Below are 11,990 nucleotides of genomic sequence, written 5' to 3'. Positions count from 1 at the left end.
GGGTGATATCAGAAAAGAGAAGATTGTTGTGGGATGACGGGGGCGCTGCCCACGGACGGTACCGCAGCCTGCAAGGCCTGCCAGAGAGCATCGACCAGTTCAGGTGCCTGCGCGATATCCGGGGTGTGCAGGAAGAGATATGGCGTGGTGGTCTGTTCCCACGTCGCTAATTTTTGCAGCCAGACGGCGAAAATCTCCTGATTTTGCTGCATGTTATCGCTGCCGATAAACCTGACCATAGGGCGATGAGCCGTCACGATGGCATGAACAGGCACTTTGGGCTTTTTGCGCTGCGCATCAATGATGGCTTCGCTATGCGGAATGGCGCTATGCACCGGACGGCTGTCGAGGATCACACGGTTGACTGAGCGCTCAAGCAGACCGCGATTGAGCGCTTTCTCTTCTTCACCTTTGGCAAAAAATGCAGGATGCCTGACTTCAACCCCATAGGTAAATTCCCGGGGAAGTGTATCCAGAAACTGCCAAAGCGCGGGCAGATCGCGTGGGCCAAAGACGGCGGGAAGCTGCAGCCAGTACTGACCTATGCGGTTTGCCAGCGGCGACATTCTGTTCAAGAACTCGACGGTCAAATCATCGCAGTGACGCAGGGCCGCGTTATGGGAGATGGTTGCCGGAAACTTAAAGCAGAAGCGGAAATCATCGGTTGTTTGTTCGCGCCAGCGTTCAACAATCTCTGCTTTGGGTAGTGCATACAGCGTGGTGTTACCCTCGACGCAATTGAAGTGTCGGGCATATTCCTCAAGGCTGGTGATGCCAAGGCGCACCCATTTCGGGTGCGACCATTGGGGCAGGCCCACATACATCATAACGCGTTTAAAATCTCGTCAGTGCTGCGCACACGACTGATGCGCGGGAAGATGTGAGTCATACTGCCCAGGTGCTGTTCCGCGGAGGCCGCGCTGCAGGCATCTTCTGCAATCACAAGGTTAAAGCCCAGTTCCCACGCGTTGCGGGCGGTAGATTCCACGCCGATGTTGGTGGAAATGCCACAAAGAATGATGGTGTCGATTCCGCGACGGCGCAGCTGCAGCTCCAGATCGGTACCGTAAAACGCGCCCCACTGGCGTTTAGTCACTTCGATATCACTGTCACGCTTGCCGAGTGAGACCGGATACGTCCACCAGTTTTCCGGTAGCGAATGCGCCGCAATCTGCGCATCGACGGGCTGTTTTAAGGCTTCGGCAAAATCGGCGGACCAGCCGACGCGCACCATGACAACAGGCGCTCCGCTTGTGCGGCATTTTTCCGCCAGGCGAGCGGCGCGGCTGACCACATCATTTGCGGTGTGCGGGCCTCCGGCAAAAGGCAGGATGCCTTCCTGTAAATCAATGACGACAAGCGCGGTTTTGCTGGTATCGAGTGTTAACATAGTCACTCCAGTTAAATTAATCACTTCCGCTACACCATACGACGTGATGGCCTGTTACCGGTCGGATAATTTTGTTAATTTTTGTGAGAATGCGCAATAAGAGTGCAGCAAACGACCGTCAGGCCGAGGTTCGCTCTTATCGTCCGGCGGAATTTCCAGTATAATAGCCGCCTTTTTTCATCCAGTTGTGACATACAGAAAGCTGCGACATAGTAGCCTGCATACCAGGCGACATTTAGCCTGCGGCTAATTAAGGGATATCTCATGCGTACAGAATATTGCGGGCAGCTGCGTCAGTCCCACGTTGGACAGCAGGTAACCCTGTGTGGTTGGGTCAACCGCCGTCGTGATCTTGGTAGCCTTATCTTCATTGATATGCGTGACCGCGAAGGTATCGTTCAGGTGTTCTTCGATCCGGATCGCGCAGATGCGTTGAAACTGGCTTCTGAGCTGCGTAATGAGTTCTGCATTCAGGTCACCGGCACCGTTCGTGCGCGTGACGAGAAAAACGTCAACGCAGACATGGCGACTGGCGCAATTGAAGTGCTGGCGTCCGATCTGGTGATTATCAACCGTGCTGAAGCGCTGCCGCTGGACTCTAACCACGTCAACACTGAAGAAGCACGTCTGAAGTACCGCTACCTGGATCTGCGTCGCCCGGAAATGGCTCAGCGCCTGAAAACCCGCGCGAAAATCACCAGTCTGGTGCGTCGCTTTATGGATGACCACGGTTTCCTGGATATCGAAACCCCGATGCTGACCAAAGCCACGCCGGAGGGCGCGCGCGATTACCTGGTCCCATCCCGCGTGCATAAAGGTAAATTCTACGCGCTGCCACAGTCTCCACAGCTGTTCAAACAGTTGCTGATGATGTCTGGTTTCGATCGCTACTATCAGATCGTAAAATGCTTCCGTGACGAAGACCTGCGTGCTGATCGCCAGCCAGAATTTACCCAGATCGATGTGGAAACCTCCTTCATGACCGCTGAGCAGGTGCGTGAAGTGATGGAAGCTCTGGTACGTAGCCTGTGGAACGACGTGAAAGGCGTTGAACTGGGCGATTTCCCAATCATGACCTTCGCTGAAGCTGAGCGTCGCTACGGTTCTGACAAACCAGATCTGCGTAACCCGATGGAGCTGGTGGACGTTGCTGATCTGGTTAAATCCGTTGAGTTTGCGGTATTTGCTGGCCCGGCTAACGATGCTAAAGGCCGCGTAGCTGCGCTGCGTGTACCAGGCGGTGCGGCACTGAGCCGTAAGCAGATTGACGACTACGGTAACTTCATCAAGATCTACGGCGCGAAAGGTCTGGCCTATATTAAAGTCACCGAGCGTGCAAAAGGTCTGGAAGGTATCACCAGCCCGGTCGCGAAATTCCTGAACGCGGACATCGTGGAAGCGATCCTTGAGCGCACTGGCGCGCAGGACGGCGACATGATCTTCTTCGGCGCGGACAACAAGAAAGTGGTTGCCGATGCGATGGGCGCCCTGCGTCTGAAACTCGGTAAAGACCTGAACCTGACCGACGAGAACAAATGGGCACCGCTGTGGGTTATCGACTTCCCAATGTTTGAAGACGACGGTGAAGGTGGTCTGACCGCAATGCACCACCCATTCACCTCGCCGAAAGACATGACTGCCGCAGAGTTGAAAGCCGCACCGGAAGACGCGGTGGCGAACGCCTACGATATGGTCATCAACGGCTACGAAGTGGGCGGTGGTTCCGTGCGTATTCACAGCGGTGACATGCAGCAGACCGTGTTCGGCATTCTGGGCATCAATGAGCAGGAGCAGCGCGAGAAATTCGGCTTCCTGCTGGACGCCCTGAAATACGGTACGCCTCCTCACGCGGGTCTGGCCTTCGGTCTTGACCGTCTGACCATGCTGCTGACCGGTACCGATAACATTCGTGATGTTATTGCCTTCCCGAAAACCACTGCCGCGGCGTGTCTGATGACCGAAGCACCAAGTTTTGCTAACCCGGCCTCTCTGGCCGAGCTGGGCATTGAAGTGGTGAAGAAGGAAGAGAAAAACTGATATGACATATAAGCTGCCCGTTTCGGTCCTGGTGGTCATCTATGCAGAAGACACGAAGCGGGTGCTGATGTTGCAGCGGCGCGATGACCCTGATTTCTGGCAGTCGGTAACTGGCAGTCTGGAAGAGGGGGAGACCGCGCTGCAGGCCGCCGCGCGTGAAGTAAAGGAAGAGGTCACCATTGATGTTGCCCGCGAGCAACTGACCCTGAAGGACTGTCAGCGCACGGTGGAGTTTGAAATTTTTAGCCATTTACGTCATCGCTATGCGCCGGGTACCGAGCGGAATACGGAATCGTGGTTCTGTCTTGCTCTCCCCCACGAACGTGAGGTTGTGTTTACCGAACACCTGACCTACCGCTGGGTAAGTGCGGCGGATGCCGCCGCTCTGACCAAGTCGTGGAGCAACCGGCAGGCGATTGAAGAATTTGTAATTAACGCAGCCTGAGAAGGCGCGATTTTTGGAGAACTTTTTATGGCAGGTCATAGTAAGTGGGCCAACACCAAACACCGTAAAGCGGCACAGGATGCCAAACGCGGTAAAATCTTTACCAAAATCATTCGTGAACTGGTAACAGCGGCACGTCTGGGCGGCGGCGATCCGGCTTCTAACCCGCGCTTGCGCGCGGCGGTTGATAAAGCGCTGTCTAATAACATGACGCGTGACACCCTGAACCGTGCAATCGCACGTGGCGTGGGCGGTGATGAAGACGCGAACATGGAAACCATCATTTATGAAGGTTACGGCCCTGGCGGTACTGCGGTCATGGTTGAGTGTCTGTCCGACAACCGTAACCGTACCGTAGCCGAAGTGCGTCACGCGTTTACCAAAACCGGTGGTAACCTTGGAACTGATGGTTCCGTTTCTTATCTGTTCAGCAAGAAAGGCGTGATCTCCTTCGAGAAAGGCGACGAAGATGTGATCATGGAAGCGGCACTGGAAGCCGGTGCAGAAGACGTTGTAACCTTCGATGATGGTGCAATTGACGTCTACACCGCGTGGGAAGAGATGGGTGCGGTACGTGACGCGCTGGAAGCGGCGGGTCTGAAAGCAGACAACGCTGAAGTGTCTATGATCCCATCAACCAAAGCGGACATGGATGCGGAAACTGCACCGAAACTGCTGCGCCTGATCGATATGCTCGAAGACTGCGACGACGTGCAGGAAGTGTATCACAACGGTGAAATCTCTGATGAGGTTGCAGCGACTCTCTGATGAGAGCGTGTAAACCGTTAACGGGAGACGCGTGATGTCGATTATCCTTGGGATTGACCCCGGCTCACGCGTCACCGGCTATGGCGTTATCCGTCAGGTGGGACGCCAGCTAACCTACCTCGGCAGCGGGTGTATTCGCACCAAAGTGGACGATCTGCCGTCACGCCTGAAACTGATCTACGCAGGTGTGACAGAAATTATCACCCAGTTCCAGCCAGACTATTTCGCCATCGAACAGGTCTTTATGGCCAAAAACGCTGATTCGGCATTAAAGCTCGGTCAGGCGCGCGGTGTGGCCATTGTTGCAGCCGTAAACCAGGATTTACCGGTGTTCGAATATGCGGCAAGGCAGGTCAAGCAGACGGTGGTGGGGATTGGCAGCGCGGAGAAAAGCCAGGTGCAACATATGGTGCGCACCTTGTTGAAGCTCCCCGCGAACCCACAGGCGGACGCCGCGGATGCGCTGGCTATCGCGATTACCCACTGTCACGTCAGCCAGAACGCGATGCAAATGAGCGAGTCGCGGCTCAATCTGGCGCGAGGCAGGTTACGATAATGAAAAATCAGGCTGGATGTTTATCCAGCCTTTTTTTATTATGTCGGCAGTTAATTTTTCCAGAACGCAGGAGCGTCACGTGATAGGCAGACTCAGAGGCACCATCATTGAAAAACAACCCCCGTTAGTGCTGCTGGAAGTGGGTGGCGTGGGCTATGAAGTCCATATGCCGATGACCTGCTTCTACGAGTTGCCGGACGCGGGTAAAGAGGCGATTGTCTTTACTCAGTTTGTGGTGCGTGAAGATGCTCAGCTGCTGTACGGCTTCAACAACAAACAGGAACGTACCCTGTTCCGCGAGCTGATTAAAACCAATGGTGTCGGGCCGAAGCTGGCGCTGGCAATTCTCTCCGGTATGTCAGCTCCACAGTTTGTGAATGCCGTTGAGCGCGAAGATCCCGCAGCGCTGATTAAGCTTCCGGGTATCGGCAAGAAAACCGCCGAGCGTCTGATTGTCGAAATGAAAGATCGCTTCAAAGGGCTGCATGGCGATCTCTTTACCCCTGCGACCGATCTGGTGCTGACCTCGCCTGGCGCGCCAGCGACGGATGATGACGCCGAGCAGGAAGCGGTTGCTGCGCTGGTGGCACTGGGCTATAAACCTCAGGAGGCCAGCCGTATGGTGAGTAAAATCGCCAAACCGGATGCCAGCAGTGAAACTCTGATTCGTGAAGCGCTGCGCGCTGCATTGTGAGGTAAAGGATGATTGAAGCAGATCGCCTGGTATCGGCAGGCTCCCTTCAGGCAGAAGACGTGGTGGATCGTGCGATCCGCCCGAAGCTGCTTGATGAGTACATTGGCCAGCCGCAGGTACGTTCCCAGATGGAGATTTTCATCCAGGCGGCAAAACTGCGCGGCGATGCACTCGATCACCTGCTGATTTTTGGTCCTCCGGGACTGGGGAAAACCACGCTGGCGAATATCGTCGCCAATGAAATGGGCGTCAACCTGCGTACTACCTCCGGCCCGGTGCTGGAGAAAGCAGGCGATCTGGCGGCGATGCTGACCAACCTTGAACCCCATGACGTGCTGTTTATTGATGAGATTCACCGCCTGTCTCCGGTGGTGGAAGAGGTGCTCTATCCGGCGATGGAAGATTACCAGCTGGATATCATGATCGGTGAAGGCCCGGCTGCGCGCTCTATCAAGATCGATCTGCCACCGTTTACCCTGATTGGCGCAACAACCCGCGCCGGGTCGTTGACCTCTCCGCTGCGCGACCGTTTCGGTATCGTACAGCGTCTTGAGTTTTACCAGGTGGCGGACCTCCAGCACATCGTTGGCCGTAGCGCCCGCTATATGGGACTGGAAATGAGCGAAGAGGGCGCGTTTGAAGTGGCGAAGCGGTCTCGCGGTACGCCGCGTATTGCCAACCGCCTGCTGCGCCGCGTGCGTGACTTTGCCGAAGTGAAGCATGATGGTTCCATTTCCGCCGAGATTGCTGCTCAGGCGCTGGATATGCTGAATGTCGATGCGGAAGGTTTTGACTACATGGACCGCAAGCTGCTACTGGCGGTGCTGGACAAATTCTTTGGCGGGCCAGTCGGGCTGGATAACCTGGCGGCGGCAATCGGGGAAGAGCGCGAGACAATTGAAGATGTGCTCGAACCGTATTTGATCCAGCAGGGCTTCCTGCAACGTACTCCGCGTGGACGCATGGCCACGGTGCGGGCGTGGAATCACTTCGGCATTACCCCACCGGCAATGCCATAATGTTTAATTCCCTCTCCCTGTAGGAGAGGGGCAGGGTGAGGGCATCAGCGCCCTCGATGTCAACTTGCCGTCTTCTTCATCATACTGAAAATAAACAGCACCGCTGCACACAGCACCACAGACGGCCCTGCAGGCGTGTCATAAAACGCCGAGAAGGTCAACCCACCCGTTACCGCAACCATCCCAATGAGAACGGCCACGCCGGCCATCTGTTCTGGCGTGCGGGCAAAGCGACGCGCTGTGGCTGCCGGAATGATCAGAAGGGAGGTAATAATCAGCGCTCCGACAAACTTCATCGCCACACCAATGGTCAACGCTGTTACCAGCATCAGCAGCAACTTCACACGCTGCAATTTCACGCCGTCAACAAACGCCAGATCCGGACTTACGGTCATCGCCAGCAAATTACGCCACTGCCAGAGCAGAATGCCGAGCACCACGACGACACCAATGGCGATAGAGATCAGATCTTCTGGCGTCACGGCCAGCAGGTCGCCGAACAGGTAGGCCATCAGGTCGACGCGGATGTTCGACATCAGGCTCACGACGACCAGACCCAGCGACAGGGCGCTGTGCGCCATGATGCCAAGCAGTGTATCAATGGCCAGGTGTGGGCGTTTTTCCAGCCAGACCAGCCCCCCGGCAAGGAGCAGCGTGACTACAATCACCGCATAGAAAGGGTTGACGTTCAGTAACAGACCAAAAGCGACGCCCAGCAGAGAGGCATGCGCCAGGGTATCGCCAAAATAGGACATTCTGCGCCAGACAACAAACGAGCCGAGTGGGCCCGCGGCGCAGGCAAGCATAATCCCGGCTAACCAGCCGGGCAGTAACAGTTCAATCATGAGTGTCCATTTCCCCGGCGCAGGACAATTCGTCCCTGTAAATCATGGCGATGATTATGATGATGGCGATAAATGCCCAGTTGCTCAGCACCGCGAGGGCCAAACATGGAGATAAACTCCGGATGCATTGACACCACTTCAGGCGTGCCGGAGCAGCAAATATGGTGGTTGAGACACAGCACTTCGTCAGTTTTTGCCATGACCAGATGCAGGTCATGGGACACCATCAGCACTGCGCAATCAAGCTCTCGACGTAGCTGGTCGATCAAATCATAAAGCGCAACCTGACCATTCACATCCACACCCTGAGTCGGCTCATCCAGTACCAGCAGCTGCGGGCTGCTCAGCAGCGCGCGGGCGAGTAAAACTCGCTGCGTTTCACCGCCGGACAGTTTTTGCAGAGGCGCATCGACAAGATGACCCGCCTGCACGCGTTTCAGTGCCGGGAGAATATCGGCTTTACGGGTGCCGGGGCGCAGACGCAGGAAACGGCTGACCGTCAGCGGCAGCGTGGCGTCGAGGTGAAGTTTTTGCGGCACATAGCCAATACGCAATTTTTCCTCGCGCTTGATCACGCCTTCATCGGGTGCGACCAGACCCAGCACCACGCGCACCAGGGTAGATTTTCCGGCGCCATTGGGACCGAGCAGCGTCAGAATTTTGCCGGGCTTCAGATCGAGCGACACGTCAGAGAGGACGCGGCGCTGCCCGAATGAGACCGAAATATTTTCAAGAGAAACCAATGTCGTCATGTCATTTTAAGCTTGAAGAAGTCAACGAATGTTATAATATCACATTCCACGCATTCACTACGATGATTAGTCGCATTATGTTACATAAAAATACGCTTCTTTTCGCAGCATTATCCGCTGCCCTTTGGGGTACAACCGCACAAGATGTTAACGCTGCGGTTGTCGCTTCGCTTAAACCGCTTGGATTCATCGCATCTGCCATTGCAGACGGGGTAACGGAAACCCAGGTTCTGCTCCCTGATGGTGCATCCGAGCATGACTATTCCCTGCGCCCGTCAGATGTAAAGCGCTTACAAAACGCGGACTTAGTCGTCTGGATTGGTCCGGAAATGGAAGCGTTTATGCAGAAGTCAGCGAAACAGATTGTTGACGAAAAACAGGTCGCGATTGCCGAACTCCCTGGCGTGAAACCGTTGCTCATGAAAGGGTCGGATGACGACGGCGACGAACATGACCATCATGCTGCAGACGGCGAAAAAGGTGATGGAGATCACCATCACGGCGAGTACAACATGCATCTTTGGTTATCCCCAGAGATAGCGCGGCTTTCAGCGGTTGCAATCCATGACAAATTAGTGGAACTTATGCCGCAAAGTCGAGCCAAACTAGACGCCAACCTGAAGGATTTTGAGGCACAATTAGCCGCAACCGATAAGCAGGTAGGTACTGAGCTCGCACCGTTGAAAGGAAAAGGGTATTTCGTTTTTCATGACGCCTATGGCTATTACGAAAAACACTACGGTCTGACCCCGCTGGGTCATTTTACCGTCAACCCTGAAATTCAACCTGGTGCGCAGCGTTTACATGAAATCAGAACACAGTTGGTTGAGCAAAAAGCGACATGCGTTTTTGCTGAGCCACAGTTCAGGCCAGCGGTCGTAGAAGCCGTGGCCAGGGGGACATCCGTGCGCATGGGGACCCTTGACCCGCTAGGAACGAATATCCAGTTGAGCAAAGCGAGCTATTCGCAGTTTCTCAGCCAACTGGCGAACCAGTATGCGAGCTGCCTGAAAGGAGATTAACGAGGAAGTGAATACGTGCAACAGATAGCCCGCTCTGTCGCCCTGGCATTTAACAATCTGCCTCGACCCCATCGCGTTATGCTGGGGTCGCTTACAGTTCTCACTTTAGCGGTCGCCGTCTGGCGGCCCTATGTTTACCACCCGAGTTCTGCCCCTATCATCAAAACCATCGAGCTCGAAAAGAGCGAAATCCGTTCTTTGCTGCCTGAAGCCAGTGAGCCTATCGATCAGGCGGCTCAGGAAGATGAAGCTATCCCACAAGATGAACTGGACGATAAAACCGAGAGCGACGCAGGGACCCACGAATACGTTGTTTCTACCGGGGATACGCTGAGTAGCGTACTGAACCAGTACGGCATCGACATGGGCAATATCAGCCAGCTGGCGGCTGCAGATAAAGATCTCCGTAATTTGAAAATAGGGCAACAGCTCTCATGGACATTAACGGCAGATGGCGATCTGCAGAGTCTGACCTGGGAAATGTCTCGCCGCGAAACCCGCACCTACGAACGCACTGCAAACGGTTTCAAAATGACCAGCGAAATGCAGAAGGGCGACTGGGTCAATAGCGTTATGAAAGGGACCGTGGGCGCAAGCTTTGTTTCCAGTGCCCGAGATGCAGGGTTGACCAGCGCTGAAATCAGTTCTGTCATCAAAGCCATGCAGTGGCAGATGGATTTCCGCAAGCTGAAGAAAGGTGATGAGTTTTCAGTTCTGATGTCCCGCGAAATGCTGGAGGGTAAGCGCGAGCAGAGCCAGCTGCTGGGCGTGCGTTTGCGCTCAGAGGGCAAAGATTACTACGCGATTCGTGCTGAAGACGGCAAGTTCTATGACCGCAGCGGTACAGGTCTTGCGAAAGGCTTCATGCGCTTCCCGACGGCGAAACAGTTCCGCGTTTCCTCTAACTTCAATCCGCGCCGTCTGAACCCGGTCACCGGGCGTGTTGCACCGCATCGTGGCGTTGATTTTGCTATGCCGCAGGGTACACCGGTACTGGCTGTGGGTGATGGTGAAGTGGTCATGGCCAAACGCAGCGGAGCAGCTGGATACTATGTTGCGGTGCGTCATGGTCGTACTTACACGACTCGCTATATGCACCTGCGCAAGTTGTTGGTCAAACCGGGTCAGAAAGTGAAACGTGGTGACCGTATCGCGCTGTCAGGCAATACCGGACGTTCTACCGGCCCGCACCTGCACTATGAAGTATGGATCAACCAGCAAGCCGTGAACCCGCTGACGGCGAAACTGCCGCGCACCGAAGGCCTGACAGGTAAAGATCGTTCTGATTACCTGGCGCAGGTGAAAGAGGTGGTGCCGCAGCTGAGCTTAGACTAAGCCTTCTGTGTTGTTTAAAAAGCCGGTGTCAGTGTGCGCCGGCTTTTTCTTTTGTGCGTGGGCGACTGCCTCGCTACACTATCTGAATAAAATTTTGCGTCATCAGACCCTGGATCCAGCATGGAAACCCAAAAAAACAATATTGAATACATTCCCGAGTTTGAAAAATCTTTCCGTCACCCGCGTAACTGGGGGGCCTGGCTTGGCGTTTATGCATTTGCGGGTATTGCGATGTTACCAGCTTCTGTACGCGATCCTGTGCTGGGCAAAATAGGTCGCCTGGCCGGACGCTTAGGTAAAAGTGCCCGTCGCCGCGCGCAAATTAATCTTTACTACTGTTTCCCGGAAAAGAGCGACGCAGAGCGGGAGGCCATTATTGATGCCATGTATACCACTGCGCCACAGGCGATGGCGATGATGGCTGAACTGGCGCTGAAAGGGCCGGAAAAAGTCATGGATCGCGTTGACTGGAAAGGTCTGGAAATCATTGATGAGATGCGTCGCAACAACGAGAAGGTCATTTTTCTCGTTCCGCACGGCTGGGGCGTTGATATTCCAGCTATGCTGATGGCGTCGCAGGGACAAAAAATGGCGGCAATGTTCCATAATCAGGGCAACAAGATCTTTGATTACGTGTGGAATACGGTACGTCGCCGTTTTGGTGGTCGCCTTCATGCGCGTAATGATGGTATCAAGCCGTTTATTCAGTCCGTACGTCAGGGCTACTGGGGCTACTATTTGCCGGATCAGGATCACGGCCCGGAACACAGTGAGTTTGTGGATTTCTTCGCGACTTACAAAGCGACATTACCTGCGATTGGCCGTCTGATGAAGGTGTGCCGTGCCCGTGTTATTCCGCTTTTCCCGGTCTACGACGGTAATACCCACCGTCTGAGCATTGAAGTTCGCCCGCCGATGGATGATCTGCTCACTGCAGACGATAACACCATTGCGCGTCGAATGAACGAAGAGGTGGAAATACTGGTGGGACCGCATGCGGAGCAGTACACGTGGATACTGAAACTGCTTAAAACGCGTAAGCCAGGCGAAAAAGAGCCGTATAAACGCAAAGAGCTTTTTCCAACGAAATAAAAAAAGCCCTCTCTGAAAGGAGAGGGCTTTTTAAC

General features: G+C 54.7%; 13 protein-coding genes. 9 read left to right on the top strand and 4 right to left on the bottom strand.

The features are described from left to right. Nucleotides 1–8: 8 nt before the first annotated feature. Together JGF26_RS13955 and JGF26_RS13950 are read right to left on the bottom strand one after the other, a co-directional pair. The gene (locus JGF26_RS13955) at nt 9–827 is read right to left on the bottom strand and encodes a DUF72 domain-containing protein (protein ID WP_134708053.1); all 819 of its coding nucleotides are present in this window, start codon (nt 825–827) and stop codon (nt 9–11) included. Further along, nucleotides 824–1,390 (bottom strand): hydrolase, encoded by a 567-nt coding sequence (locus JGF26_RS13950; RefSeq protein WP_134708054.1) that lies wholly within the window; start codon nt 1,388–1,390, stop codon nt 824–826. The genes JGF26_RS13955 and JGF26_RS13950 overlap by 4 nt, the downstream gene beginning before the upstream one ends. 264 nt (nt 1,391–1,654) lie before the next feature. Here JGF26_RS13950 and aspS point away from each other — a divergent pair, with 264 nt between their 5' ends. The 6 genes from aspS (at nt 1,655) to ruvB (ending at nt 6,909) form a co-directional block, all read left to right on the top strand. Continuing rightward, on the top strand, nt 1,655–3,427 hold the full coding sequence (gene aspS, locus JGF26_RS13945) for an aspartate--tRNA ligase (RefSeq protein ID WP_028018627.1): 1,773 nt from the start codon (nt 1,655–1,657) through the stop codon (nt 3,425–3,427). A gap of 1 nt (nt 3,428) precedes the next feature. Further along, nucleotides 3,429–3,872 carry a dihydroneopterin triphosphate diphosphatase gene (gene nudB, locus JGF26_RS13940; protein ID WP_028018628.1) on the top strand — a complete coding sequence of 148 codons (444 nt, stop codon included), beginning with the start codon at nt 3,429–3,431 and terminating at the stop codon, nt 3,870–3,872. Between the two features lie 27 nt (nt 3,873–3,899). Then, on the top strand, nt 3,900–4,640 hold the full coding sequence (locus JGF26_RS13935) for a YebC/PmpR family DNA-binding transcriptional regulator (protein ID WP_028018629.1): 741 nt from the start codon (nt 3,900–3,902) through the stop codon (nt 4,638–4,640). A 34-nt stretch (nt 4,641–4,674) separates the two neighbouring features. After that, on the top strand, nt 4,675–5,196 hold the full coding sequence (gene ruvC, locus JGF26_RS13930) for a crossover junction endodeoxyribonuclease RuvC (protein WP_014832404.1): 522 nt from the start codon (nt 4,675–4,677) through the stop codon (nt 5,194–5,196). A gap of 79 nt (nt 5,197–5,275) precedes the next feature. Further along, nucleotides 5,276–5,890 (top strand): Holliday junction branch migration protein RuvA, encoded by a 615-nt coding sequence (gene ruvA, locus JGF26_RS13925; RefSeq protein ID WP_134708055.1) that lies wholly within the window; start codon nt 5,276–5,278, stop codon nt 5,888–5,890. A gap of 8 nt (nt 5,891–5,898) precedes the next feature. After that, nucleotides 5,899–6,909, top strand: coding sequence for a Holliday junction branch migration DNA helicase RuvB (ruvB, locus tag JGF26_RS13920; RefSeq protein WP_028018631.1), 1,011 nt, complete (start codon nt 5,899–5,901; stop codon nt 6,907–6,909). A gap of 59 nt (nt 6,910–6,968) precedes the next feature. On the opposite strand, the gene znuB is transcribed toward ruvB, so the two are convergent. Together znuB and znuC are read right to left on the bottom strand one after the other, a co-directional pair. Then, nucleotides 6,969–7,754, bottom strand: coding sequence for a zinc ABC transporter permease subunit ZnuB (gene znuB / locus JGF26_RS13915; protein WP_028018632.1), 786 nt, complete (start codon nt 7,752–7,754; stop codon nt 6,969–6,971). Then, the gene (gene znuC, locus JGF26_RS13910) at nt 7,751–8,506 is read right to left on the bottom strand and encodes a zinc ABC transporter ATP-binding protein ZnuC (RefSeq protein WP_023312233.1); all 756 of its coding nucleotides are present in this window, start codon (nt 8,504–8,506) and stop codon (nt 7,751–7,753) included. Before znuC ends, znuB begins: the two co-directional genes overlap by 4 nt. 77 nt (nt 8,507–8,583) lie before the next feature. Between znuC and znuA the strand changes: the two genes are divergently transcribed. The 3 genes from znuA to lpxM all read left to right on the top strand — a co-directional run bounded on the left by znuA (nt 8,584) and on the right by lpxM (nt 11,955). Continuing rightward, the gene (gene znuA, locus JGF26_RS13905; protein WP_028018634.1) at nt 8,584–9,528 is read left to right on the top strand and encodes a zinc ABC transporter substrate-binding protein ZnuA; all 945 of its coding nucleotides are present in this window, start codon (nt 8,584–8,586) and stop codon (nt 9,526–9,528) included. A gap of 15 nt (nt 9,529–9,543) precedes the next feature. Then, nucleotides 9,544–10,863 carry a murein DD-endopeptidase MepM gene (gene mepM, locus JGF26_RS13900; RefSeq protein WP_028018635.1) on the top strand — a complete coding sequence of 440 codons (1,320 nt, stop codon included), beginning with the start codon at nt 9,544–9,546 and terminating at the stop codon, nt 10,861–10,863. A 120-nt stretch (nt 10,864–10,983) separates the two neighbouring features. Then, a complete protein-coding gene (lpxM, locus tag JGF26_RS13895) occupies nt 10,984–11,955 on the top strand; it encodes a lauroyl-Kdo(2)-lipid IV(A) myristoyltransferase (RefSeq protein WP_028018636.1) in 972 nt (323 codons plus the stop codon). The last annotated feature ends 35 nt before the right edge of the window (nt 11,956–11,990 follow it).

It is taken from the genome of Enterobacter sp. E1 (assembly GCF_016809815.1).
Taxonomy (GTDB): Bacteria; Pseudomonadota; Gammaproteobacteria; order Enterobacterales; family Enterobacteriaceae; genus Enterobacter; species Enterobacter adelaidei.
The sequence above is the reverse complement of the archived record's forward strand: the minus strand, read 5'-3'. Positions and strand labels throughout refer to the sequence as shown.

Bases quoted from the DNA above. Each gene is read 5' to 3' on its own strand.
- JGF26_RS13955 (WP_134708053.1), bottom strand. From the start codon at position 827: ATGATGTATGTGGGCCTGCCCCAATGGTCGCACCCGAAATGGGTGCGC.
- JGF26_RS13950 (WP_134708054.1), bottom strand. From the start codon at position 1,390: ATGTTAACACTCGATACCAGCAAAACCGCGCTTGTCGTCATTGATTTA.
- aspS (WP_028018627.1), top strand. From the start codon at position 1,655: ATGCGTACAGAATATTGCGGGCAGCTGCGTCAGTCCCACGTTGGACAG.
- nudB (WP_028018628.1), top strand. From the start codon at position 3,429: ATGACATATAAGCTGCCCGTTTCGGTCCTGGTGGTCATCTATGCAGAA.
- JGF26_RS13935 (WP_028018629.1), top strand. From the start codon at position 3,900: ATGGCAGGTCATAGTAAGTGGGCCAACACCAAACACCGTAAAGCGGCA.
- ruvC (WP_014832404.1), top strand. From the start codon at position 4,675: ATGTCGATTATCCTTGGGATTGACCCCGGCTCACGCGTCACCGGCTAT.
- ruvB (WP_028018631.1), top strand. From the start codon at position 5,899: ATGATTGAAGCAGATCGCCTGGTATCGGCAGGCTCCCTTCAGGCAGAA.
- znuB (WP_028018632.1), bottom strand. From the start codon at position 7,754: ATGATTGAACTGTTACTGCCCGGCTGGTTAGCCGGGATTATGCTTGCC.
- znuC (WP_023312233.1), bottom strand. From the start codon at position 8,506: ATGACGACATTGGTTTCTCTTGAAAATATTTCGGTCTCATTCGGGCAG.
- znuA (WP_028018634.1), top strand. From the start codon at position 8,584: ATGTTACATAAAAATACGCTTCTTTTCGCAGCATTATCCGCTGCCCTT.
- lpxM (WP_028018636.1), top strand. From the start codon at position 10,984: ATGGAAACCCAAAAAAACAATATTGAATACATTCCCGAGTTTGAAAAA.